General features: G+C 58.2%; 22 protein-coding genes. 13 read left to right on the top strand and 9 right to left on the bottom strand.

Going from position 1 to position 23,572, the window contains the following annotated elements:
- The first annotated feature begins 24 nt into the window (after positions 1–24).
- Genes G403_RS0107785 through G403_RS0107770 form a run of 4 tightly spaced genes read left to right on the top strand, consistent with a single transcriptional unit; the run spans position 25 to position 3,432 of the window.
- Positions 25–525: a Fur family transcriptional regulator gene (locus G403_RS0107785; RefSeq protein WP_027853493.1), complete on the top strand. Its 501-nt coding sequence runs from the start codon at positions 25–27 to the stop codon at positions 523–525.
- Entirely contained in the window at positions 512–1,285 is a 774-nt protein-coding gene (gene znuC, locus G403_RS0107780; protein ID WP_027853492.1) for a zinc ABC transporter ATP-binding protein ZnuC, read from the top strand. Before G403_RS0107785 ends, znuC begins: the two co-directional genes overlap by 14 nt.
- Before the next feature lie 6 nt (positions 1,286–1,291).
- Positions 1,292–2,086, top strand: coding sequence for a zinc ABC transporter permease subunit ZnuB (gene znuB, locus G403_RS0107775; RefSeq protein ID WP_027853491.1), 795 nt, complete (start codon positions 1,292–1,294; stop codon positions 2,084–2,086).
- Positions 2,083–3,432, top strand: coding sequence for an MATE family efflux transporter (locus tag G403_RS0107770; RefSeq protein WP_036233029.1), 1,350 nt, complete (start codon positions 2,083–2,085; stop codon positions 3,430–3,432). Before znuB ends, G403_RS0107770 begins: the two co-directional genes overlap by 4 nt.
- Here the strand turns inward: G403_RS0107770 and G403_RS22610 are convergent.
- The 3 genes from G403_RS22610 to prlC form a co-directional block, all read right to left on the bottom strand.
- Positions 3,401–4,012: a DNA-3-methyladenine glycosylase I gene (locus tag G403_RS22610; RefSeq protein WP_036233024.1), complete on the bottom strand. Its 612-nt coding sequence runs from the start codon at positions 4,010–4,012 to the stop codon at positions 3,401–3,403. The two genes, G403_RS0107770 and G403_RS22610, sit on opposite strands and share 32 nt — an antisense overlap.
- 10 nt (positions 4,013–4,022) lie before the next feature.
- Positions 4,023–4,304, bottom strand: coding sequence for a YheV family putative zinc ribbon protein (locus G403_RS0107760; protein ID WP_027853489.1), 282 nt, complete (start codon positions 4,302–4,304; stop codon positions 4,023–4,025).
- A 62-nt stretch (positions 4,305–4,366) separates the two neighbouring features.
- Positions 4,367–6,400, bottom strand: coding sequence for an oligopeptidase A (gene prlC / locus G403_RS0107755; RefSeq protein ID WP_027853488.1), 2,034 nt, complete (start codon positions 6,398–6,400; stop codon positions 4,367–4,369).
- A 115-nt stretch (positions 6,401–6,515) separates the two neighbouring features.
- Between prlC and G403_RS0107750 the strand changes: the two genes are divergently transcribed.
- The 5 genes from G403_RS0107750 (at position 6,516) to G403_RS0107730 (ending at position 12,136) form a co-directional block, all read left to right on the top strand.
- The gene (locus tag G403_RS0107750; protein ID WP_027853487.1) at positions 6,516–7,064 is read left to right on the top strand and encodes a gamma carbonic anhydrase family protein; all 549 of its coding nucleotides are present in this window, start codon (positions 6,516–6,518) and stop codon (positions 7,062–7,064) included.
- Positions 7,065–7,195: 131 nt separating this feature from the next.
- A complete protein-coding gene (locus tag G403_RS0107745) occupies positions 7,196–8,485 on the top strand; it encodes an imelysin family protein (RefSeq protein ID WP_027853486.1) in 1,290 nt (429 codons plus the stop codon).
- A 9-nt stretch (positions 8,486–8,494) separates the two neighbouring features.
- A complete protein-coding gene (locus G403_RS0107740; protein WP_027853485.1) occupies positions 8,495–9,928 on the top strand; it encodes a di-heme oxidoreductase family protein in 1,434 nt (477 codons plus the stop codon).
- The gene (locus tag G403_RS0107735; RefSeq protein WP_027853484.1) at positions 9,925–11,028 is read left to right on the top strand and encodes an imelysin family protein; all 1,104 of its coding nucleotides are present in this window, start codon (positions 9,925–9,927) and stop codon (positions 11,026–11,028) included. The genes G403_RS0107740 and G403_RS0107735 overlap by 4 nt, the downstream gene beginning before the upstream one ends.
- On the top strand, positions 11,018–12,136 hold the full coding sequence (locus tag G403_RS0107730; protein WP_027853483.1) for a DUF1513 domain-containing protein: 1,119 nt from the start codon (positions 11,018–11,020) through the stop codon (positions 12,134–12,136). Before G403_RS0107735 ends, G403_RS0107730 begins: the two co-directional genes overlap by 11 nt.
- Before the next feature lie 20 nt (positions 12,137–12,156).
- On the opposite strand, the gene G403_RS0107725 is transcribed toward G403_RS0107730, so the two are convergent.
- The 6 genes from G403_RS0107725 to G403_RS0107700 all read right to left on the bottom strand — a co-directional run bounded on the left by G403_RS0107725 (position 12,157) and on the right by G403_RS0107700 (position 19,144).
- A complete protein-coding gene (locus G403_RS0107725) occupies positions 12,157–14,526 on the bottom strand; it encodes a Lon protease family protein (protein ID WP_027853482.1) in 2,370 nt (789 codons plus the stop codon).
- A gap of 66 nt (positions 14,527–14,592) precedes the next feature.
- Positions 14,593–15,420: a shikimate dehydrogenase gene (aroE, locus tag G403_RS0107720; RefSeq protein ID WP_027853481.1), complete on the bottom strand. Its 828-nt coding sequence runs from the start codon at positions 15,418–15,420 to the stop codon at positions 14,593–14,595.
- Complete coding sequence (gene hemF, locus G403_RS0107715; RefSeq protein ID WP_027853480.1) at positions 15,417–16,337, bottom strand: oxygen-dependent coproporphyrinogen oxidase; 921 nt, start codon at positions 16,335–16,337, stop codon at positions 15,417–15,419. The genes aroE and hemF overlap by 4 nt, the downstream gene beginning before the upstream one ends.
- A gap of 24 nt (positions 16,338–16,361) precedes the next feature.
- Positions 16,362–16,919 (bottom strand): L-threonylcarbamoyladenylate synthase type 1 TsaC, encoded by a 558-nt coding sequence (gene tsaC / locus G403_RS0107710; RefSeq protein WP_027853479.1) that lies wholly within the window; start codon positions 16,917–16,919, stop codon positions 16,362–16,364.
- 62 nt (positions 16,920–16,981) lie between these two features.
- On the bottom strand, positions 16,982–18,079 hold the full coding sequence (dprA, locus tag G403_RS22605) for a DNA-processing protein DprA (protein WP_036233019.1): 1,098 nt from the start codon (positions 18,077–18,079) through the stop codon (positions 16,982–16,984).
- 21 nt (positions 18,080–18,100) lie between these two features.
- On the bottom strand, positions 18,101–19,144 hold the full coding sequence (locus G403_RS0107700; RefSeq protein ID WP_027853478.1) for a LysM peptidoglycan-binding domain-containing protein: 1,044 nt from the start codon (positions 19,142–19,144) through the stop codon (positions 18,101–18,103).
- Between the two features lie 158 nt (positions 19,145–19,302).
- Between G403_RS0107700 and def the strand changes: the two genes are divergently transcribed.
- The 4 genes from def to trkA all read left to right on the top strand — a co-directional run bounded on the left by def (position 19,303) and on the right by trkA (position 23,567).
- A complete protein-coding gene (def, locus tag G403_RS0107695; protein ID WP_027853477.1) occupies positions 19,303–19,818 on the top strand; it encodes a peptide deformylase in 516 nt (171 codons plus the stop codon).
- Positions 19,819–19,898: 80 nt separating this feature from the next.
- On the top strand, positions 19,899–20,849 hold the full coding sequence (gene fmt, locus G403_RS0107690) for a methionyl-tRNA formyltransferase (protein ID WP_027853476.1): 951 nt from the start codon (positions 19,899–19,901) through the stop codon (positions 20,847–20,849).
- A 4-nt stretch (positions 20,850–20,853) separates the two neighbouring features.
- Positions 20,854–22,194, top strand: coding sequence for a 16S rRNA (cytosine(967)-C(5))-methyltransferase RsmB (gene rsmB, locus G403_RS0107685; RefSeq protein ID WP_027853475.1), 1,341 nt, complete (start codon positions 20,854–20,856; stop codon positions 22,192–22,194).
- Entirely contained in the window at positions 22,191–23,567 is a 1,377-nt protein-coding gene (gene trkA / locus G403_RS0107680; protein WP_027853474.1) for a Trk system potassium transporter TrkA, read from the top strand. The genes rsmB and trkA overlap by 4 nt, the downstream gene beginning before the upstream one ends.
- Positions 23,568–23,572: the final 5 nt, after the last annotated feature.

Below are 23,572 nucleotides of genomic sequence, written 5' to 3'. Positions count from 1 at the left end.
ATACAAACTGATCGGCGAGTCAATATGCAGATTGAAGACCCGGGATTCGAATCCGACCACAACCACCAACACTGTATAGAACAGGCGCTGAATACGGCGCGTGTTCTTTGCAATCAGCGCGCCCAACGGCTGACCGCTATTCGTGAGCTGGTGTTGAAGCTGGTGTGGCAAAACCATCAACCCATGGGTGCTTATGAGCTATTACCTGCGCTGGCTGATGCCGGCTTCAACTCCGCACCTCCCACGGTTTACCGAGCCCTGGAGTTCCTGCAGGAACAGGGATTCGTCCATCGTATCGCCTCGCTGAACGCGTATGTGGGCTGCCCCCATCCAGAGAGCCCTCACCGCAGTGGTTTTCTTATCTGCCGTAGCTGCCAACGGGCCGTTGAGCTCAATACCGGGAACGTGCACCACGCTCTGCAGGAAAGCGCCGCAGACCTGGGCTTCGAGATCGAGCAGGAGATGGTGGAGGTGGTCGGATTGTGCCCGGACTGCCAAGCGGGGGCCGCCGATGCCCAATCGTGATCTGATCCGATTAAGCGAAGTCTCCGTCATTTTCGATGACAAGCCGGTGTTGGACAATATCAATCTGAATCTGCATGACGACTGCATCACAACCCTGATTGGCCCCAACGGCGCGGGCAAAACCACACTGGTGCGTGTTGTACTGGGCCTGCTCAAGCCAAGCCAGGGGAATCTGTGGCACGCCCCAGACCTGAGAATCGGCTATATGCCCCAAAAACTGCACGTGGATAACACCTTGCCGCTTACCGTCCACCGTTTTATGTGCATCCCGAAGAAGATCGAGAAAGGGGTTATCAGCGACTCCCTGGCCGCAGTCGGTGCACGACACCTGCTCTCCAGCTCCTTACACGACCTGTCCGGCGGGGAGATGCAGCGAGTTCTGTTGGCGCGGGCACTGCTGCGCGAACCTCGCCTGCTGGTGCTCGATGAACCGGTGCAGGGGGTGGATATCAACGGCCAGATCGAGCTCTACAATCTGATTGCCCGTATCCGCCGGGAGCGCAAGCTCGGTGTCCTGATGATCTCCCATGACCTTCACCTGGTTATGGCTGCGACGGATCATGTGGTTTGCCTGAACCACCATGTCTGCTGCTCCGGACATCCGGAAACGGTCAGTAATGATCCCTCATTCCGTGAACTGTTCGGCCCGGCCCAGGCCAATGCCCTGGCGTTATATAATCACCACCACGACCACCGCCATACCATTCATGGCGATGTGGTTTGTGAGCATTCACATTCATCCAGTTGCAAGGGACACTGATCTACCATGGCTGAGTTTCTGATAATGGCTCTGGTGGGTGGTGTCGGTATCGCCGCCGTTGCAGGCCCATTGGGCGCCTTCGTCGTCTGGCGTCGAATGGCGTATTTTGGCGATACGCTGGCCCATTCCGCGCTGCTGGGTATCGCTATCGGTTTTCTATTCGATATCAACCTGAACCTGGCGGTGGTTGCCTGCTGTGTGCTGCTGTCAGTGATCCTGGTCAGCCTGCAACGCCAACATCTGGTCGCTACCGATACGCTGCTCGGGATCATGGCACACAGCTCACTCTCTCTGGGGTTGGTTGCGGTATCGGTGCTGGATGACGTCCGCATCGACCTGATGGGTTATCTGTTCGGCGATCTGCTGGCCATATCACCTGAAGACCTGTTCTGGATCTACGGCGGAGGTGTTCTGGTGATGTTCCTGGTCTGGCGGCTCTGGGGCCAGCTACTGGCCATTACGATCAACGAAGAACTGGCGCGGGTTGAGGGTGTACAAACACTGAAAGTCCGCCTGGCACTCATGTTATTGATCGCCACCGTGATCGCCGTTGCAATGAAACTGGTCGGAATCCTGCTTATCACCTCGCTGCTGATTATCCCCGCCGCCGCCGCACGGCGACTGGCTCGGACGCCTGAACAGATGGCGCTGTTTGCTTCTCTGCTGGGCGCACTCGCGGTTATCGCCGGTCTCTCTGCTTCCTGGTTCTGGGACACGCCGGCAGGGCCATCTGTCGTGGTAGCCGCTCTGCTTGAATTCCTGGTCCTCTACACCGCGCCACAAAGTCTGCGGCGGGCATGAGAGCGGTTACACGCTGGCGCTACTGGCCGGAACCTGAGCTGCACCGGCGCATCTGGTCGCTGGCATGGCCCATGATGCTGTCCAATATCACCGTACCGTTGCTGGGCCTGGTCGATACGGCGGTGATCGGGCACCTGCCTTCCCCCCATTACCTGGGCGCTGTGGCAGTGGCCAGCATGATTTTCTCGATCCTGTACTGGACTTTTGGTTTCCTGCGCATGGGTACAACCGGCCTGGTCGCCCAGGCATCGGGCCGGGATGACGGCACCGCCGTGCGCTCGCTACTCGCGCAGTCACTGATACTGGCCACGGTTATCGGCACCCTGATTATCGTTCTGCGGACACCGATAACGGAGATCGCCCTGACGCTGATGGACCCGGCCCCCAACGTTCTCGGTGAAGCCCGTGAATATGCCGCTATACGGGCTTTTGGGGCGCCAGCCATGCTCTGCAGTTACGCACTGATCGGTTGGTTTGTGGGGAATGAAAATACCCGTGTTCCACTGATCCTGCTGACCTCCAGCAATCTGCTTAATATGCTGCTGGACCTCCTGTTCGTTTACGGCTTTGGCATGCATGCAAACGGTGTGGCACTGGCCAGCGTTATTGCTGAATGGTTCAGTCTGCTACTGGGGCTCTGGTTCTGTCGCCGACTGTTGGCCCAAATGCCCGGTGAGTGGCTGCTGGAACCACTGAGGCGGTTGCAGGCCTATAGCGCGATGATTCGGGTTAACCGCTATCTGTTTATCCGCACAGTAACGCTGCTGCTGACCTTCGCCTTTTTCACGGCTCAGGGCGCACGACAGGGCACCGATATTCTATCGGCCAATGCCGTGCTGCTGAACTTCCTGATACTGATATCCAATGCTCTGGATGGTTTTGCGCACGCCACCGAGGCCCTGAGCGGCAGAACGCTGGGGCAGGGTAAGCTGGATCGTTTTTATCGCACCGTTGCCGGTGCCGGGATCTGGTCATTGGTCAGTGCACTGCTGCTCACACTGGTTTTTGGTATCGCGGGCAACGGGATTATCAGCCTGCTGACCGGTATCGAGGCGGTTCGCGAACAGGCCGCGATCTACCTGCCCTGGCTGGTAGCGCTGCCGCTGATCGGTATCTGGAGCTTTTTATTGGACGGCGTTTTTATCGGTACAACGCAGGTCAGGGCGATGCAGAACACGATGCTGTTTTCGGTGTTCGCGGTGTTTTTGCCGGTTTGGTGGTTCAGCCAGCCTCTGGCTAACCACGGTTTATGGCTTGCCTTTGTCAGCTTCTTTGCGGCACGTGGCATCAGTGGGGGCTGGGTCTACTGGCGAATCAGTCGTCAACAGGGCTGGCAGCCATCTTAGCGCCCAGGTGGGTGCACTTCTCAAAACAGGGGCACGAGCGCAAGTGATCGTTCACCAACCCCATCGACTGCATATATGCATACGCGATAGTCGGGCCAAAGAACCGCATACCGGCTTTCTTCAGCGCCTTGGACAGACGCACGGAGACATCGGTCTGCGCGGGAACCTGGCTCATCTCAGTCCAGTGTCCCACCACCGGCTCTCCATCAACGAAAGCCCAGAGGTAGTTGGCAAATGAGCCGTGCCGGGATTGCAGCTCCAGAAAAACCCGCGCGTTAGCGATGGACGCTTCAATTTTAGCGCGGTTTCGAATCAAGCCCGGATCGGCGAGCATGCGCTGAACATCACTCCCGGCAAAGCCCGCCACTCGACTGGCATCGAATTGCGCATAGTGGTGCCTGTAGGCTTCGCGCTTTTGCAGCACAGTGCGCCAGCTCAACCCCGCCTGCGCCGATTCAAGTACCAGAAACTCGAACAGCCGCTGATCATCAATACAGGGAACACCCCATTCACTGTCGTGGTACTGGCGCTCCAGATCACTCTGCATAGCCCAGCCACAGGGCTTCTGCTCTGTATCCATGGTTGCTCGCTCAGTGGTCGCGACGTTGCGCTCCCGGGTTAGGGTGGAAGTTGATCACCTGCACCTGTTCACGCTCACCATCGCCAACACCAGGCGCTTTATCACTGCGCTCGCCGCTGACGCGGGTTTCCAGTTCGGCGGGCTCCGGACGGCCATCCAGGCGTAATGAGTCCTCAAATCCGCACTTTACGCATTCACGGTATTCACGCTCGTCATCCCTGTACATCCGCACCGAATCCATCTCCGCACAACGCGGGCAAACGGCACCGGCAATAAAACGTTTTACGGTCATCAGCTCTCTCTCCGGCGGGCGTTCCACCCGCCGTTATCAGTAACAAGCGCTCTATTGTACGCTTACTGGATACCGGAGTGGCGCAAAAGCGCATCGACTTTAGGTTCACGCCCCCGGAAGTTTACGAAAAGCTCCATCGGCTCACGGGAGCCGCCCTGTTCAAGGATAGCCTCTCTGAACGCGCGCCCCGTATCCGGGTTGAAGATGCCTTCCTCCTCGAAGCGGGAGAAGGCGTCCGCGGACAGCACTTCAGCCCATTTATAACTGTAGTATCCGGCTGCATAGCCACCGGCAAATATATGGCTAAAGCCATGCTGGAAGCGGTTTTCCCGGGGCGGCTGGAATACGGCCACTTCGTTTCGAACCTGATCCAGCACCTGCTGAACGTCGGTCTGACCGGGCTGATATTCGTGGTGAAGACGGAAATCGAACAGCGCGAACTCCAACTGCCGCAGCATCATCATGCCAGACTGGAAATGCTTGGCGGCCAGCATTTTGTCGAGCATCTCCTGCGGCAGCGGCTCCCCGGTTTCGTGATGTCCGGAAATCAGCGCCAGCGCCTGGGGCTCCCAGCACCAGTTTTCTAGGAATTGGCTGGGCAGTTCCACCGCATCCCAGGCAACGCCGTTTATGCCACTGACATCAGCACAGTCGATCTTGGTCAGCATATGATGCAGACCGTGCCCAAATTCGTGGAAGAGGGTGGTGACTTCATCATGGGTCAGCAGCGCAGGCTGATCGCCGGTGGGGGGGGTGAAATTGCACACCAGAAAGGCCACGGGTAGCTGGGTTGAACCGTTTTCCAGCTTGCGGCGAACACGGCAATCGGCCATCCAGGCGCCTCCGCGCTTTTTAGCGCGTGCGAACGGATCCAGATAGCAGTACGCGATCGCTTCACCATCACGACTCAGGCGGTAAAGGCGAGCATCCTTGTGCCAGCTGTCAAAGTCATGGACCTGTTCGAATTGAACGTCAAACAGACGCCCGGCCACCGCAAACAAACCTTCCAGAACTTTGGGCAATGGGAAGTAGGGGCGCAGCGCCTGTTGTGAAATATCGAAACGGGCAAGTTTGAGTTTCTCCCCGTAGTAGGTGAGATCCCAGGCGCAAAGCTCATCGAGGCCATCGATCTCAAGTGCAAACTGCTTGAGCTCGCCGAGCTCCTGCTCAGCCATCGCCCGGCTTTTTGCGGCCAGGTCCTCAATAAAACCGATCACCTGATCCGGTGTCTGCGCCATCTTGGTGGCCAGTGAATAGTCAGCGTAGCTGTTAAAGCCAAGCAGCTTGGCCAGTTCAACGCGAAGATCCAGGATCTCGGTCATAATCGCCGAGTTATCCCACTGACCCGCCATCGGCCCCTGATCGGACGCGCGCGTGCTGTAAGCCCGATAAAGCTCCTCGCGCAGACTGCGATCCTCGGCATGGGTCATCACTGCGTAATAAGCAGGAAAATCTAGCGTGATAACCCAGCCCTCCAGCTCTCTCTCCTGTGCGGCTTCGCGCGCAGCGCTCACCGCATGCTCTGGAAACCCTGCCAGTTGGCTTTCATCGGTCACATGCTTGTACCAGCCCTGGGTCGCATCGAGCACGTTTTCCGAAAACTTGGTGGTCAGCTCCGATAAACGTTTCTGCAACTCGGCATAGCGCTTCTGCTCCGCCTCGGGCAGCGCAATACCGGAGAGCCTGAAATCGCGCAGCGCGTGGTCAATGGCCGTTTTCTGGGCCTGGCTCAATGCGTTGTACGCTTCACTGTCGGCCAGCGCCTGATAGGCGTGATACAGCGCCTGGTTCTGCCCCAGTTCGGTCCAATACTCTGACAGTTTGGGCAGGCAACGGTTATAGGCTTCACGCAGCTCATCACTGTTCATGACAGAGTTCAGGTGGGAAACCGGCGCCCAGGCCTGACTCAACTCATCGTTAAGCTGCTCAAGTACAGCAACCAGAGAATCCCAGTCCCGCGAACCGCTGCTCTCGGTCAATTCGGCAATACGCTTGCGGTTGCGATCGAGCAATTCATCAATCGCCGGCTCCACATCTGCAGCGCTAATGCGGCTAAAAGGGGGTAAGAGATGCTGTTCGAGCAATGGATTGGACATCAGGTAAAGCCTCCGAAAACTGTATCCTGCGATCACGCCTCATCTGTCAGGCCGGTCGCCCCGTCTATTGCTATACAATGGAGGGCATCATCAGCCTTTTCAACAGGAGCGAAGCATGAAGATACGCAGCTATCAGGGCATGACCCCCAAGTTGGGCAATAAAGTCTTTGTCGATCCCAGCGCGGTTGTACTAGGCGATGTGGAGATTGGTGATGACTGCTCAATATGGCCGCTGGTGGTCATTCGCGGCGATATGCACCGTATTCGGATTGGCCATTCCACCAGCATTCAGGATGGCTCAATCCTGCATATCACCCATGCCGGCCCCTATAACCCGGACGGTTTCCCGCTGGAGATCGGTGATCACGTCACCGTGGGTCATCAGGCGATGCTGCATGGCTGCAAGATCGGCAGCCGGGTGCTGGTGGGCATGGGCGCAACAGTTATGGACGGTGCCGTGGTAGATGACGAAGTGATTATCGGTGCCGGGTCGCTGGTTCCGCCGGGTAAGCACCTCAAAAGCGGATACCTCTATGTGGGCCGGCCTGCCAAGCCACAACGGGAGCTGACAGAAGCAGAGCGCGAGTTTTTCACCTATACGGCGAACAATTATGTGAAGCTCAAGGACAAACACCTGGCAGAGGAGTGGGCGGCGCTGGATTGAATGAAGGCACGGGGATAACAATGCGTCGATCCGTTTACCACAAAAAGTGAACGGATTTACGCTCCTGTATTGCTATTGATAACGTTTTTCATTTAGATTGGTACTATCAAAACATTTACAGGAGCCTTCCGATGAACTTCCGTCGTACTCTCGGCGCCGGCCTGATCGGCGCCGCACTGTTCAGCCCTCTCGCGCTATCCAGCGCTGTCCATGCCGCGACCACTGCCGAAGCCGTTGTAGAACACTACGCGGATATCGCTTTGGCCAAGTATGAGGATTCACTGACCAGCGCCCAAGCGCTGAAATCCGCTGTCGAAGCACTGATCGCCTCACCCTCGGAAGAGACTCTGCGCGCAGCGCGCAGCGCCTGGATCGATGCCCGTGTGCCCTATCAGCAATCAGAAGCCTTCCGGTTCGGCAACCCGGTTGTTGATGACTGGGAGGGCCGCGTTAACGCCTGGCCACTGGATGAAGGCCTGATCGACTACGTCAGCACTGATCGTTATGGCAGTGAGTCCTACGAGAATCCGTTCTACACAGCTAACGTCATTGCCAACCCCAAACTTGAGATCAGCGGCCAGACCATCGATGCCACGGAGATTACGCCTGCGCTGATCCAACAGCTGCATGAGATCGACGGTGTTGAGGCCAATGTGGCAAGCGGCTATCACGCCATCGAGTTTCTGCTCTGGGGCCAGGACCTGAATGGTACCAAACCCGGCGCAGGCGAACGGCCCTGGACCGACTTCGATACCACCAACTGTACCCACGGCCATTGTGAGCGTCGCTCCCAATACCTGCTTAGCGCCACCAACCTGCTGATCAGCGACCTGGAAGAGATGGTCGGTGCCTGGAAAGAGGGCGGTGAAGCGCGCCAGTTCCTGGACGGCAAGAACGGCAAAGAGGGGCTGGCGGTGATTACGACCGGCATGGGCAGCCTGGCCTACGGTGAGCTGGGCGGCGAGCGTACCAAGCTGGGCCTGATGCTGCACGACCCGGAGGAGGAGCACGACTGCTTCTCTGACAACACTCACTGGTCCCACTACTACGACGCCAAGGGCATTCAGAACGTTTATCTGGGTCAGTACACCCGGATAGATGGCACTCTGGTTGATGGCCCTTCTCTGTCCGACCTGGTGGCGGAAGCTGACCCGGCGCTGGATCAAAAAATGCGCCAGCACTTGAATACCACTCAGCAAAACGCTCAGGCCATGGTGGATTCCGCCCAGTCCGGCGCTCCCTTTGATGTGATGATCGCGCCGGGTAACACCGAGGGTGGGCAGTTGATCCAGAACTTTGTCGACTCACTGGTGGCTCAGACCGGTGTCACCGAAGAGGTGATCGCCAAACTGGAGCTCAGTGACGTGCATGTGGAAGGATCCGACAGTCTGGATAACCCGTCGGCCGTGATGGCGGAGTAAAAAGCGCGCGTGAAACGCTTACGCCTCTGCTATGCATCAACGGTATTCGTTGCCGGTTTTATCGTCTCCGCGGCGGTGAGTGCTGACGGTCAGTCGGCTGCCTCACCGGCAGCCGGCGGCGCAACAACTGTCACGCAGACGAATGAGACGGCGTTTTCGCGCCCGGCCGCTAACCTGGGGCTGGAAGAGCGCATGGATTTTCTGCTGGGTGAAGCGATCTTTCAGAAAATCTGGGTACCCGCGCCCGCCTCAACCACGGCCAGCGACGGTTTGGGACCGCTGCATAACGCCCGCTCCTGCAGCCAGTGTCACGTACAGGGTGGCCGGGGCCACCCCGACATGGATGCAAATCACCAGGTTACAGCGCTGCTGCGCCTGAGTATCGCGCCCCAGAAGGGCCGGGATGACCTGACTCTGAAGCATCAGGGGCGTGTCGGAGATCCTCACTATGGAGGCCAGCTGCAGCTATTCGCTGTCGCCGGTGCCCAGCCGGAAGCCAAGATTAGGGTCCGCTATAGCGAGCACCCGGTAACGCTGGCAGATGGTACAGAGCTCACCCTGAGAAAGCCCCATATACAGGTTACCGAGCCTGCCTACGGGGATTTTGATCCCGACTTGCGAACCTCCCTCCGCCTGGCACCCCCCATGATTGGTTTGGGTTTACTGGAGCGCATACCCGAGTCCCGTCTCGAAGAGCTGGCCGACCCGGATGATCTTGACCGGGACGGCATCTCCGGACGGATAAACCGGGTGTATGACCAAACGCTTCAACAGGTGCGACCGGGTCGCTTTGGCTGGAAAGCCGGACAACCGTCCCTGGCCCAGCAAAATGCCAACGCGTTAAACAGCGACCTGGGTATCGGCAACCCGATCTACCCTTCGGCCTACGGTGATTGCACCGCCCGCCAGACGGCTTGCCTGGCGCGTCTTAACGGTAATACCGAACAACAGGATGGCCTGGAGGCCTCCGCTACGATGATGCGGGTGCTGGAGTACTACACGGCGCATATTGCTGTGCCAGCTGCCCGTATCCAGCACGACCCCATAGCGCAACGCGGGGAAAGGGTTTTTCGCGCGGCAGGCTGTAGCGCCTGCCACACGCCAACGCACAAAACGCGAAGGGATAACGATTATCCGGCGCTTTCAGAGCAGATGTTTTCACCCTACACCGATCTGCTGTTACACGACATGGGCGATGGTCTGGCTGACCGTCACACCGAATTTGAAGCAATGGGCCGGGAATGGCGCACACCGCCACTTTGGGGACTGGGCCTCACAAAACGTATTAACGGCCATTACAATTTTCTACACGACGGTCGGGCCCGCTCGCTGCTGGAAGCCATTCTCTGGCATGGCGGCGAAGGGCAAGCATCGCGAGACCGGGTTATCAACATGAAGCAAACTGACCGGACCGCTCTGCTCCGGTTTTTGGAGTCATTATGAAGCATCTATTTACCAACAGTCTGTTTCCGGTTTTAGCCGGTAGCGGCGGCTTTTTCGTTTTGGCAGGGCTACTCCACACCATTCCCGCCAATGCCGACGCGATTGGCTGGAATGACTACAACCGCGAAACCGTAGAACAGGATATTTTGCCGGCCTACCAACGCCTTGCCGAAAAGGCGTCAACGCTGGCAACCGCCACCTCCGAGCTCTGCCGCTCAACCGATGAAACCCATCTGGATAGCGTGCACAGCGCATTTTCCAGCACTCTGTACGCCTGGCAGGGGGTGTCCGCTATTCAGTTCGGGCCGATCCAGTTCCTGATGAGGAACTACGCGATTCAGTACTGGCCTGACCGTAAAAGCATCGGTCGTCGCCAGCTGCAGTCCGTGTTGGAGATGCCGGCCGATACCCGGTTTGATGAGACCTTTTTCCACCAGGCCAGTGTCTCTATCAAGGGCCTCCCCGCACTGGAGCGGCTCCTGTACAACGACGATGCATTGAGCCAACTGCAGGGTCCCGGTCTGAACTGCCGCCTGGCCAGCGCCATCGCCAACAATGTGGCAGAGATGACCCAGTCCGTAGCAAACGACTGGCAACAAGGCTACGAGGCGATGCTCACTGTGACGCCTGACGATGATGAGGAGTCAGGTCCGGTTCCAGAGCTGAGTATCAACCTGATGAAATCACTGGTCGAGCCGGTTGAGATGATCCGCGACACCAAGTTGCGTGCCGTCATGAGTCGGGGACCTGACGCTACGTACCCGCACCGCGCCGAAAGCTGGATGAGTGAGCAATCACTTGCCAACATTCGCGCCAACCTTCAGGCGGCCCATCGCTTATATACGGGCGAGAGCGCGGGTCTCGACCTGATGCTTAAACAGCAGGGCCATGCAGAACTGGCTGAGGAGATTGAGCAACGGTTCCGGCAGATTGAGGCCTCACTGGAGCCGCTGGGCGACTCTCTGGTGGCAGCACTGGGTCGGGAATACAGCAGCCTGCTTGAGCTGACCGCACAGTTTAAGTCTCTTGATGAATCACTGAACCAGGCCATGCAAGCGCTTGATGTACAACTGGGGTTCAACAGCCGTGATGGAGATTAACCGTAGACGCCTTATCCAACTGCTTGCCGGTGCGCCTCTATTGGCGGCGCTGCCAGCGCCGGCACAAAGCCCTGACGAAATCCTGATCGCCAGCGCGGCCGATGACATCCACGGTGGGCACTGGCTGATCGTGATGACGGATATGGGGGAGACGCGGGTTCGCCACCCTCTGCCGGACCGCGCACACCATGTCGCGGCGCACCCCTCTGAGCCGCTGGTTGCCGTGGTCGCTCGTCGACCCGGGTATTACATCGATCTGGTGGACTACCGCAAGGGTGAGCTGGTTTCACGGATCAAGCCGCAGCCGGGCCGTCACTTTTATGGTCACGCGATCTTTACCTCCGACGGAGATGCCCTGTTAGTCACTGAAATGGATATCGAGACCGGTCAGGGCCGGGTCACGCGCTATAGCGTGTCAGGCAGCGGGAATATGCCGATCACCGACTTTCCCAGTTACGGAGTCGGGCCCCACGAGCTGCTGCTTACGCCGGATCAATCAACCGTGATCGTCGCCAATGGCGGTATCCTGACCGATGGCCGGGATAAGCTCAATATCGAAACAATGAAACCCTCTTTGGCATACATCGACCTGGCGAGTGGCCAGCTGCTGGAACAACGTTTTCTGGACCCGGAAGACCACCAGCTCAGCATCCGACATATGGATGTGAATGCGGCCGGCACGGTGATACTTGCACTCCAGTATCAGGGCGACGAAAGCGACGACAAACCGCTGGTTGCGGTTCATCGCCGAGGAGAAGCAATCAAGCTGATGCCGGCCCCACCCGCAATAAATCGCGAGATGGCGCATTATTGCGGCAGCGCACGGTTTGATCGCAGCGGGCATGTAGCCGCTGTCAGTGCACCTCGCGGCGATCTTATTACCTTCTGGGATATAAAAGAGGATCGCTTCCTGACCAGCCTCACCGCCAGCGATGGATGTGGGCTGGCAGCCACCACAGAGGATGGCTGCTTTATCGCCAGCACCGGACGCGGCCGCTGTTATGCACTTTACCCGCTGGAGGACTACCGGGAACCGTTAATGCTCCCCCCCATGCTCAGCGACCTCGCCTGGGACAACCATCTGGCTCTGTTCTCCTCGCTAGCCTGAACCACCAAGGCCAAGACGCACTACGCTTTGGCCTTGGCAATCTCCCTGAGCCGTTTCACCACCTGGGCACCAATGCTGCGCTGGGTAAACTGCCCATCGGCTTTTACCCGGCCCGCGGGCTTTCCGGTCAAGATCTCCAGACATTCATCCACTGTAGCCACAGCATAGACCCGGAACCGGCCGGCCTCGACCGCTTCCACAACCTCACGCTTCAGCATCAGATTACGCACGTTCGCCTTCGGGATAATCACGCCCTGTTTACCATTGAGCACCCGGGTCGAGCACAGCCTGAAGAAACCTTCGATCTTCTCGTTGACGCCGCCAATAGCCTGAACTTCGCCGTACTGGTTAATTGAGCCGGTCAGCGCATATTGCTGAAGAATCGGTATATGGGTCAGCGCCGAAATCAGCGTACAGATCTCAGCCAACGATGCACTGTCGCCGTCGATATAGCCGTAGGATTGCTCCATCGCGATGCTGGCCGAAAGCGACAGCGGGAAATCCTTCGCATAGCGGTGGCCCAGGTAACCAGAGAGGATTAACACGCCCTTAGAGTGAATGGGCTGCCCCAGGGTAACTTCGCGCTCGATATCCACGATTCCCCGGTTGCCCGGGTGCACCGTTGCCGTGATCCGGGCAGGCGTACCGAAAGAAACATCGCCGACCTGAAGGACGGTAAGGCCGTTGGATTTACCGACAGCCTCACCCTCCGTATCGATCAGCACGGTTTCATTGACGATTCCATCGAGGATTTTCTGCGCCAGTCGACCGGTTCGCCGCTCCTTGGCGGCAAGGGCATGTTCCACGTGGATCGCGTTGATATATTCATCTTTCTTCTCGCGCCGGCGGTAATCAGCCTCACAGAGAAGGTCGACCAACTCACCGATGTGTGCCGATAACAACTCCTGATCCTGCGCCAGCCGTGAGCTGTGCTCCACCAGACGCGCAACCCCCTCACGAGTCAAGGGCGCCAGCTTCTCTTCAGCAGCGAGTGTTTTCATAAGACGCGCATAATGGCGTATCGACTGGGCAGAGCGGGCCACATCTTCGTCAAAGTCGACGACAACGCGGAACATTTTCTCGAAGTCGTGATCCAGCTCCTGCAGCAAATAGTAGGTATCGCGTCCGCCAATCAGCACGATTTTGACATTGAGCGGAACCGGTTCCGGGTTAAGCGTAATGGTGTTAACCCCGGTGTATTCGCTTACCGGATTTTCGATCCGGATCTCGTGGGCTTTAAGCGCACGCTTGAGCGCACTGTACACGAACGGCTGCTCGAGTAGCTTTTCCGCCTCCAGCACCAAATAACCGCCATTGGCCCGATGCAGCGCACCGGCTCGGATCAGCTGGTAATTGGTGACCATCGCACCCATTTCGCTGGTGTATTCGATACGACCAAACAGGTTGTCATAGCTGGGGTGGGCTTCAAAAACGACTGGAGCTCCTTTGGTCTTATCATTGTCGACCAACAGGTTCAGCCCGTAATTTTCCTCAAGCCAGGCGCGACGCATCGCATCTGTCTTGGTTTCCATCACCCCTTCAGCCACCAGCTCAGCGCCGTTTTTGATCAGGTCACGCTCAACCTGGTCAAGCATCGCCGGCACACCGGACAGGTTGGTATATTTCTCTTTCACACCCTGGATAAGCGGTGATACGGCTTGTCTGGCGGTATCCCGCTCAAGCTCACGCATCTGTTCGGCCGCTTCCCGACGCCATTTGGGTAGCTCGGTGAGATTATCGTTTAACAGGTCCTCTAGCTCGGCGATATTGCGCTGGAAGGTCTCGCGCTCCTCCTCGGGCAGTGCCGAAAACTGGGCCTCGTCCATCGCCTGGCCATTCGCCACCGGCGTAAAACCGATTTGCCCGGAATCGCGATACACCGCGATACTGCACTCACGCCCCCGCGCTTCGATCTCCTCGATCGCCTGGTCATAGCGCCGATTAAAATCGCGCTCAATTCGGCCCTTCAGGCGCTGGTAGCCCGGGCTCTCAAAGGCTGCCGGAAGCTCGGTCAGTATATTGTCGAACAGATGATCGAGATCGCGCCGAAAACGTCCCGCCTTTCCTGCGGGCAGTTTAAGCACCTTGGGATAGCGAGCATCGGTCAGATTGTTCAGGTAACACCAGTCGGACGGCTTATGCTGTTTCTTGGCCACCCCTTTTAAATTGACGGTGGCGAAGGAAAAACGACCGGTGTGAGGGTTACCCATGACAAAGAGGTTGTACCCGGGACGCTGCATCCCGATGCCGAACTCCATCGCCTCAAGTGCACGTTCCTGGCCAAAAAAGCCAGTAAAGGGTTCGAGCGTTTCAGTGGTCCGAAAAGGAAGCAGGTCCGTTTCGCAGGTTCGGTACAGCGCCTCAGGTTCGAGCGGCAGATGCTTTTCCATAGGGCGGCCCCACAACAGAGAGTTCTCTTCCGTTATACCGTTCGCTCTGCCGGCAATGCAAGAGAATCAGCGGGTTAGCTGCTGACGAATCGCCTCGACAACGGGCTGACCGTCGGGCCGCACGCCTCGCCAGATGCGAAACGACTCGGCCGCCTGCTCAACCAGCATGCCCAACCCATCAATCACTTTCCGCGCTCCCCGATCACGCGCCCACCGGCAAAACGGGGTTGGTTCAGCACCGTACATCATGTCATAGCAGGCAGTGCCGCCAGCCACGATCGCATCCGGCAATGGCGGCAGCTCGCCCTGCAGGCTGGCCGACGTACCGTTCACGATCACATCGAACGGTGCAGGCCCAATCTCCTTAAACCCAACGCCGGAAACCGAACCCAGATCACTGAATGAATTGGCCAGTTCACGGGCTGTGGAGACCGTTCTGTTAGCAATCACTATCTCTACAACGCCTGCTGCCAGGAAAGGTTCAAGAACACCGCGTACTGCACCACCGGCACCGAGCATCAGGACACGACTGCCTTTGAGCCGCACCCGGTTATTGATTTGCAGATCATTAACCAAACCGATACCGTCGGTGTTATCGCCACACAGCTCGCCCCTGTCATTCAAAAAAAGTGTGTTTACCGCGCCGGCGCGTTCAGCGGCGGGGGAGCGCGACTGACACATGGCCCAGGCTTTCTGCTTAAAAGGCACCGTGATATTCAGGCCACGACCACCCTCGGCAAAGAACGCCCGAACCCGCGATTCAAACTCTGCTTCTTGGACACACTCGGCACCGTATACCACCGGCTCGCCGGTCTGCTCTGCAAAGGCGCGGTGTATTTCCGGCGATTTGCTATGGCTGATCGGGTTACCGAATACCGCGTATTGATCGCTCATGCTTTAGCCTCTCCCAGCCAGTCTCTCGATTGCAGGTAATACTCCGTGAGTTCCGCTTCTTCCGCCCCTTGCGCAGCCCAGTTGTAGTCCCAGCGCACCTCGGGAGGCAACGACATGAGAATCGATTCCGTGCGCCCGCCCGATTGCAGACCAAACAGCGTGCCTCGGTCGTAAACCAGGTTGAACTCCACGTAGCGCCCGCGGCGGTGGAGCTGGAAATCGCGCTGCCGATCGCCATAGGGCATATCCCGGCGACGCTCCACGATCGGCAGGTACGCGGGCAGGTACGCATCACCGATCGAGCGCATCAACGCGAAGCTGTCATCAAACCCCGGTTCGTTCAGGTCATCGAAAAACAGACCACCCACCCCACGGGGCTCGTCCCGGTGGCGCAGATAAAAATAGGTATCACACCATGCCTTAAAGCGGGGATAGATATCCTCCCCGAAAGGCACACAGGCGGAACGCGCAACCTGATGCCAGTGAACACAATCCTCTCGATTACCGTAGTAGGGCGTCAGGTCAAAACCGCCGCCAAACCACCAGACGGGTGCCTCGCCCTCTTTTTCAGCGATGAAGAAGCGAACATTCGCATGGGAGGTAGGGACATAAGGATTAGTCGGATGCATGACCAGCGAGACGCCCATGGCCTGAAACTGACGCCCGGCCAACTCCGGCCGATGCGCCGTTGCAGACCCCGGTAAGCCATCCCCAAATACGTGGGAAAAATTCACGCCGCCTTTTTCGAACACGCCACCGTTTTTGATCACCCGGGACCGGCCGCCACCGCCTTTTTCGCGCTGCCAGCTGTCTTCCTCAAAGCGGGCACCACCATCCGCGGCTTCCAGCCCGGCGCAGATTCTATCCTGTAGATCGAGCAGGTAGGCTTTAACGGCCTGGGCGTCTGGTGCAGCCATAGCAAACTCCAAAGTAAGTACTTACTACTTTCTAATCGTTATATTACTTGATATATCGCGAATTACCGTTGGTCGGTCCAGGCCGCCGAGACGACCGGGCACCAAGTAATCTATATCATCACCGAAGTATGTCCTCACTTTCAGCTTATCCTTTGCCGGCTCAGCGCTGGCAGGATTAGCTGAAGTCGAGATAATGGGCCCGCCAAAGGATTCACAAAGGGCCTGGACCACAGGATGCGCACTGACCCGCACCGCAACTCTCGCATGCTGCCCCTTAACCCAGACCGGTACCAGCCCCTGCGGATCGGGCAGCAGCCAGGTATTGGGCCCAGGCCAGGTCGCATCAAGCTGCTCCCGTTGTTGAACATTCAACGGGCTCTCAAGGGGCGCGATCTGCGCGCGTGAAGCCGCCGCGAGTATCAGCCCTTTAAATTCGGGACGGCGTTTGATCGTCAACAGGCGACGTACCGCCTCTTCGTTAAACGGATCACAACCGAGCCCCCAAACGGCCTCGGTGGGGTAGGCGATGATGCCGCCGCTCTGAAGCACACGCACCGCCTGACGAATATGCCAACTGTTCACATCTAACTCCGCCTGGGAAATAGCCGGAAAACTAACGGCTTGGCGGCGCTATTGCAACCGGCTCAGCAGCGCTGAATCATCGCTCCACGCATCTCGATCAACCCTTGAAGCTCAAGGCGCATCAACGCCTGCTGCAACTCGCCCGCCTGTAGCCCGTGCTCCTGCGCCAACTGGTCGAAACCAACGGGTGAAAAAGGGATTGAAGCCAGCAATGGATCGTCCGGCTCCTCTGCCTTTTCTTCGCTCGGGGCGCGCACGCTGTCGGATAATGCGCCAAGCATTGGCCCCAGTTGCGCGAGTATATCATGACTTGTTTCCACCAGATGGGCGCCCTCCTTGATCAACGCATGACATCCGCGACTGAGGGGGTTATGAATCGACCCAGGCAGGGCAAACACTTCACGGCCGTTTTCCAGTGCCTGCCGGGCGGTGATCAGTGACCCGCTCCGGGTGGCCGCCTCAACCACTAGCGTACCGACCGAAAGGCCGCTGATAATCCGGTTACGGCGGGGAAAGTGGCCGGCCCTGGGCGCGGTTCCCGGGGGATACTCACTGATGATGGCACCGCCGTACTCCACAATCGACCGAGCCAGTGACTGATTAGCGCGAGGGTACAGCTGATCGAGACCGGTCCCCAGAACGGCGAGGGTCGCTGCTCGGTTATCCACGGCAGCCTGGTGGGCAGCACCGTCGATACCGCGTGCCAGTCCACTGGTGATAATCAAGCCACCCTTGGTCAGCTCATCGGCGAAACGATACGCGGACCGCAGCCCCTCACGGGTTGCCTGGCGACTACCGACCATTGCAAGTTGTGGCATCGAGAGCAGTTCTCCGGAGCCCCAGACCCAGAGCAGGGCGGGCGGGTCTGTCAATTGGCGCAGGAGGTCCGGGTAGAAAGGGTGATCCAACGCCAGTAGCGTCCAGCCATGATTATGGGCCTGTTCGATCCAGGTATCGGCCTGCTGGAACAGGGCATCAACGCGCATCGAATCGGTCAACGCATGGCGCGTCGCCGACCGCAGAGACAGTGCCTTAAGGTCACTGGGTGAGAGGTTGAAAAGATCGAAAGCCGCGACACCCGCGTCGGCCAGTCGCGCCAACGTGGAAGCCCCCATCCCGGGTAACTGAATCGCGGCGATCCAGTCCCTTGGATCGCTCATAATAGCTTTACTCGTTAACTATCAGGGTTGGCGCAGCTCGTCTCCGACAGCCATGGCCCGGGTCGCACGCATCACCAGACCGTAGCTCATCTTGTCGAACACCTTGAATATCATCAGTTCGCCGGCACGCTCGGAAGGTAACAGAACCGTCTCGTTATTGACCGGATCCTTTACCTCTTCGCCCCGACTATAGACTGCCAGAACATGACCGGGCTCAACACCTTCGCGGGCGCCGACGTTAAGCGCGACTGCATCGTACTGACCAATGTGGGCAACGCCACCAAGCACATCCAGGATCACTGCATTATCCAGCGCCGGGCCGGTCTCCGGATAAAACACCGACTGGATGCGATATTCACTGTCAGGCACAAGCCGGTCCTGCACTCGCACCTCTTCAAGGCTTTCATAAAGGTCGAAGCTCAACACCCCGGTCTGATCATCCTTGGCCATGATCCGCCCTTCAGCGACCTTGTAGAGCTCATAACCCAGCAACTCGTTAGTGACCGGATCATTGTAAGCGCGGGCTGGGCGGAACACGCCCTGATGACTCAGATCCCCCACCGGCTCACCGCGCGCGTAGACCCGATCACCGGCACCCGAGATGATGCGGTTATTATCACCGGCCAGCACGTAAGGTGCGCCATCCAGGTAATCCTGATCAACAATCACGTTATCGGTCAGGAAGCCGATGATATCGCGCAGCGGAATCGCTGGAATCGCTTGATCCAGCGGCTGCACCCGTGCCTGGGGACTCAGTTTTTTAACGCCACCACGCTGGAGGCTGAGTCTTGGCTGACCATCCACCCAACGGAGATAGATCACATCGCCAGGATAGATCAGGTGCGGGTTGTCGATCTGGGGGTTTACATCCCAGATCTCGGGCCACAGCCAGGGCAGTTTGAGGAAGCGGCCAGAGATGTCCCAAAGTGTGTCACCCTTGACCACGACATATTCGGTCGGATGCCCTTCAGCCAACTCGATTCGGTCCTGCCGGACCTCTGCCTGTGCCGGGCTGCCAAGCAGCAGGCAAGCCGCTGTCAGCGATGCGCAAAGCAATCGGTTCATTGTTCAGTTCCCTTGTAACGCAAACAACCTCCGCATCCCGGCCGGCTGGCAGGTTCAAAGGCGTCTGAGCATGCATTAGACAACATTATGAGTATAATAGGTTCTACCCGTCATTTCTTCACTCACAACCGGGTCGAACGTCCGTTTAAGCAGATAATATGTCCAAACTCAAGATTCTTGAATTCCCCGACCCCCGTTTACGTACCATCGCCGAACCTGTCGAGCAGGTCGATGATGAGATCCGCCAGCTGATCGACGACATGTTCGAGACCATGTACGACGCGCCGGGCATCGGTTTGGCCGCGACTCAGGTCAACGTCCATAAACGCATCGTAACCATCGATCTGTCCGAGGATCAATCCGAACCGCTGGTTCTGGTTAATCCAGACTACAAGATTCTGGACGAAGCCCTCGAAGAGATGCAGGAGGGCTGTCTGTCCGTCCCCGGCTTTTTCGAGAACGTAACCCGCCCAAACTCCATCGAGGTTACCTCACTGGACCGTGACGGCAACCCTCAGAACTTTGTGGCGGACGGCCTGCTGGCGGTCTGTATCCAGCATGAGCTCGATCACCTCAACGGCAAGCTGTTTGTCGATTACCTCTCCACCCTGAAGCGCAATCGCATTCGGGGCAAACTGGAGAAAAAGCATCGACTCGAAGCAACCAGCCAGTAAGGCCGATCACGATCCGAACAGAGACAGGCTTGCGACGCAAGCCTGTTTTTTATTCCAGACCCGATAAGAGAGCCCGTGCGATGCCCAATGAGCCGTTGAAGATCATATTTGCCGGTACCCCGGATTTCGCTGCCGCCAGTCTTTCTGCACTGCTTAACGCCGGTCATAACGTGATCGCGGTTTACACGCAGCCGGACCGTCCCGCGGGGCGCGGCAGAAAGTTGACTGCAAGTCCGGTGAAGCAGCTCGCCGAGCAACATGAGCTCCCGGTTTACCAGCCACAGAGCCTGCGCGACGAGGCTGCCCAGGCGGAGTTAGCCGCTCTCAAACCGGATTTAATGGTCGTTGCCGCCTACGGACTGATCTTGCCCCGGGAGGTTCTGAATATACCCTCCCTGGGTTGCATCAATGTTCACGCCTCCCTTTTGCCCCGTTGGCGCGGTGCTGCGCCGATTCATCGAGCCGTATTGGCAGGCGATCGCGAAACCGGTATTACCATCATGCAGATGGAGGCGGGGCTGGATACCGGGCCGATGCTGCTCAAAACCAGCTGTGAAATCGGCGCGAACGAAACCAGTGGCGAACTTCACGACCGACTCTCTGTGTTGGGTGGAAACGCCCTGTGCCAGGCGCTCGAACAGCTCAAACAGGGCACGTTGAACGCAGAACCTCAGGATGATAGTCAGGCCACCTATGCCCACAAGCTGGAAAAGGCAGAAGGAGCACTGGACTGGTCCGCTGACGCCGAGACGCTGGCGCGCCAGATCAGGGGCCTCAACCCCTGGCCCGTGGCCTACACTGAGCATGAAGGTAAGACGCTGCGCGTCTGGGCGGCCCATGTTGCGGAGGCCACCACGGACCCGGCTCCGGGTACAATCGTGGCACATACCAAAGAGGCGCTGATTGTCTCGACCGGCTCGGGCCGGCTGGCGTTGACGAGCGTGCAACTGCCCGGTGGCAAACCCACCCCGGTGTCCGCATTATTGAACGCCCACGGCAAGCGCTTTGCCGTCGGTTCAACATTAGGCTGAGCGCATGAATATTCGGTATCAAGCCAGCACTGTTTTAACACGCCTGTTAGCCCATAGAGGTTCGCTCAAGTCCCTGCTACCTCAGGCACTGGAACACTGCCCCAGCCAGGATCGCCCCCTGCTACAGCAGATGTGCTACGGCGTACTGCGCGACTATTACCGGCTCGATGCCATTGCCGGCGCTTTGCTGAAGCGGCCCTTCAAAGCCACGGACCAGGACCTTCACGCGCTGCTACTGGTTGGCTTGTATCAGTTACGCAGCCTGCGTATCCCACCGCACGCGGCCGTCAACGAGACGGTCGACGCGGTCGGCATGCTCGACAAAAGCTGGGCACGCAGCCTGTTTAACGGTGTACTGCGGCGCTACCAACGGGAAAGTGAGAGCATTGAAGCAGGCCTGGCGGACAATGAGCAGTTCCGCTGGAATCATCCGGACTGGTTCATCGGCAAGCTCCGCGGCAACTGGCCCGAGCAGTGGCAAGCCATTTTGCAGGCCAACGACTGCCAGGCCCCTATGACCCTCCGTGTTAATAAGCGCAAACTTACGCGGGAGAGAGCGTTGGAGCTGCTCCATGCCGAATCTCTGGATGCCCAAGTGTTGAGCCTTCCCGACACCGCGTTGACACTCACCACCCCGTGTGACACCGCCAAGCTACCGGGTTTTGAGCAGGGCTATTTCAGCGTTCAGGATCAAGCGGCGCAGTTCGCCGACATGCTGCTCGCGGCGGAAACCGGGGACCGTGTTCTCGACGCCTGTGCCGCGCCCGGCGGAAAGCTCTGTCATCTTCTGGAAGCTCATTCTGACCTGGGGGAAGTGGTTGCCGTCGAGATGGAACCTTCGCGCATCGAGCGCATGCGCGACAATCTTGAACGTTTACAGCTTGCCCACGAATGCAAGGTGGAGTTGGGTGATGCCAGCGCCCGGGACTGGTGGGACGGTCAACCCTTTGACCGGATTCTGGTAGACGCCCCGTGCAGCGGCAGCGGGGTTATCCGGCGTAACCCGGATATCAAGCTTCTACGCCGTAACGAGGACATTGCGGAACTGGCCCGGCTACAGCTCAACATCCTGCAAAATCTGTGGGGCATGCTGCGCCCGGGCGGCCGGCTGGTCTACGCGACCTGTTCGGTATTCCCACAAGAGAATGAGCGGATTATCGAACGCTTTGTTAAACTCCACGCCGACGCCTGTATACAGATACCGACACTCCCCGATGGATTAAAGCGAGACACCGGTATCCAGCTATTTCCCACACAGGGAGGCCACGACGGTTTCTTTTACGCCGTATTGACCCGGGCATCCACCGATCATGCGGAATCAGATTCGGACAGAGAAGCGGAATGAAGATCATTATCCTGGGGGCCGGCCAGGTGGGTGGCTCGCTTGCCGATCACCTCGCCAACGAAGCCAATGATATTACCGTTGTCGATACCGATCCCGGTCGCCTGCGTGAGCTGCAGGACCGGCTCGATATCCGCACCATCGAAGGCAAGGCATCGCACCCCAGTGTGCTAGAGCAGGCCGGCGCCCTTGATGCGGACATGCTGATCGCGGTCACCAACAGTGACGAGGTCAACATGATCGCCTGTCAGGTGGCACAGACGCTGTTCAACGTCCCCACCAAAATCGCCCGCGTCCGCGAACATGACTACCTGCAGAAGAACAAGGCGATCTTCGATGACAAAGCGATACCGATCGACGTTCTGATCAGCCCGGAAGAGCTGGTAACCATGCACATCAAGCGCATGATCCAGCACCCGGGCGCTCTCCAGGTGCTCGACTTTGCGGAAGGACAGGCACAGCTGGTCGCGGTTCGTGCCTACTACGGGGGGCCTTTGGTTGGCCGTGAGATCGCCTATCTGCGTGCTCATATGCCCAACGTGGATACGCGGGTTGCCGCCATTTTCCGCCAGGACCGACCGATCATCCCCAAGGGGGACACGGTTATCGAAGCCGATGACGAGGTATTTTTTATCGCGGCCCGTCGGGATATTCGCTCAGTGATGAGCGAGCTTCGCCGCCTGGATAACCCCTATAAGCGAATTATGATCGCCGGCGGCGGTAACATTGGTGCACGCCTTGCCAGCAGCATCGAAAATCAGCTCCAGGTCAAAATCATCGAGCGGGATATCGGGCGCTGTAACCAGCTGGCACGCCAGCTTGATCACACCATTGTTCTGCACGGCAGCGCCTCGGACCGGGACCTGCTGCTCGAAGAAAACATCGAAGACACGGACGTATTCTGCGCCCTCACCAACGATGATGAAGCCAACATCATGGCCTCCATGCTCGCCAAACGGCTCGGCGTCCGGACAGTCATGACACTGATCAACAACCCGGCCTATGTGGACCTGGTGCAGGGCGGGGCGATCGATATCGCGATTTCTCCTCAACAAACCACCATCGGCGCGCTGCTGACCCATGTCCGGCGAGGCGATGTGGCCGCTGTCCACTCCCTGCGCCGCGGCGCGGCCGAGGCACTGGAGGCGGTCGCCCATGGCGACTCACGCAGCTCCAAGGTCGTAGGGCGAACCATCGAAGAGATTCCGTTGCCCGCCGGGACCACCATCGGCGCCATCATTCGTAAGGATGAAGTCCTGATCGCTCATGATGATGTGGTTGTGGAGAACGGCGATCATGTGGTGTTGTTCCTGGTCGATAACCGGCGCATCAATGATGTAGAGCGTCTGTTCCAGGTCGGGTTAACCTTTTTCTGATTCTG

It is taken from the genome of Marinobacterium litorale DSM 23545, from assembly GCF_000428985.1.
In the GTDB taxonomy this organism is placed as follows: domain Bacteria; phylum Pseudomonadota; class Gammaproteobacteria; order Pseudomonadales; family Balneatricaceae; genus Marinobacterium_D; species Marinobacterium_D litorale.
The sequence above is the reverse complement of the archived record's forward strand: the minus strand, read 5'-3'. Positions and strand labels throughout refer to the sequence as shown.

Bases quoted from the DNA above. Each gene is read 5' to 3' on its own strand.
- trkA (WP_027853474.1), top strand. From the start codon at position 22,191: ATGAAGATCATTATCCTGGGGGCCGGCCAGGTGGGTGGCTCGCTTGCC.
- dprA (WP_036233019.1), bottom strand. From the start codon at position 18,079: ATGAGCGATCCAAGGGACTGGATCGCCGCGATTCAGTTACCCGGGATG.
- G403_RS0107760 (WP_027853489.1), bottom strand. From the start codon at position 4,304: ATGACCGTAAAACGTTTTATTGCCGGTGCCGTTTGCCCGCGTTGTGCG.
- G403_RS0107745 (WP_027853486.1), top strand. From the start codon at position 7,196: ATGAACTTCCGTCGTACTCTCGGCGCCGGCCTGATCGGCGCCGCACTG.
- def (WP_027853477.1), top strand. From the start codon at position 19,303: ATGTCCAAACTCAAGATTCTTGAATTCCCCGACCCCCGTTTACGTACC.
- G403_RS0107725 (WP_027853482.1), bottom strand. From the start codon at position 14,526: ATGGAAAAGCATCTGCCGCTCGAACCTGAGGCGCTGTACCGAACCTGC.
- G403_RS0107735 (WP_027853484.1), top strand. From the start codon at position 9,925: ATGAAGCATCTATTTACCAACAGTCTGTTTCCGGTTTTAGCCGGTAGC.
- G403_RS0107785 (WP_027853493.1), top strand. From the start codon at position 25: ATGCAGATTGAAGACCCGGGATTCGAATCCGACCACAACCACCAACAC.
- G403_RS0107730 (WP_027853483.1), top strand. From the start codon at position 11,018: ATGGAGATTAACCGTAGACGCCTTATCCAACTGCTTGCCGGTGCGCCT.
- G403_RS0107700 (WP_027853478.1), bottom strand. From the start codon at position 19,144: ATGAACCGATTGCTTTGCGCATCGCTGACAGCGGCTTGCCTGCTGCTT.
- znuC (WP_027853492.1), top strand. From the start codon at position 512: ATGCCCAATCGTGATCTGATCCGATTAAGCGAAGTCTCCGTCATTTTC.
- rsmB (WP_027853475.1), top strand. From the start codon at position 20,854: ATGAATATTCGGTATCAAGCCAGCACTGTTTTAACACGCCTGTTAGCC.
- prlC (WP_027853488.1), bottom strand. From the start codon at position 6,400: ATGTCCAATCCATTGCTCGAACAGCATCTCTTACCCCCTTTTAGCCGC.
- G403_RS0107750 (WP_027853487.1), top strand. From the start codon at position 6,516: ATGAAGATACGCAGCTATCAGGGCATGACCCCCAAGTTGGGCAATAAA.
- fmt (WP_027853476.1), top strand. From the start codon at position 19,899: ATGCCCAATGAGCCGTTGAAGATCATATTTGCCGGTACCCCGGATTTC.
- znuB (WP_027853491.1), top strand. From the start codon at position 1,292: ATGGCTGAGTTTCTGATAATGGCTCTGGTGGGTGGTGTCGGTATCGCC.
- G403_RS0107770 (WP_036233029.1), top strand. From the start codon at position 2,083: ATGAGAGCGGTTACACGCTGGCGCTACTGGCCGGAACCTGAGCTGCAC.
- hemF (WP_027853480.1), bottom strand. From the start codon at position 16,337: ATGGCTGCACCAGACGCCCAGGCCGTTAAAGCCTACCTGCTCGATCTA.
- G403_RS22610 (WP_036233024.1), bottom strand. From the start codon at position 4,012: ATGGATACAGAGCAGAAGCCCTGTGGCTGGGCTATGCAGAGTGATCTG.
- aroE (WP_027853481.1), bottom strand. From the start codon at position 15,420: ATGAGCGATCAATACGCGGTATTCGGTAACCCGATCAGCCATAGCAAA.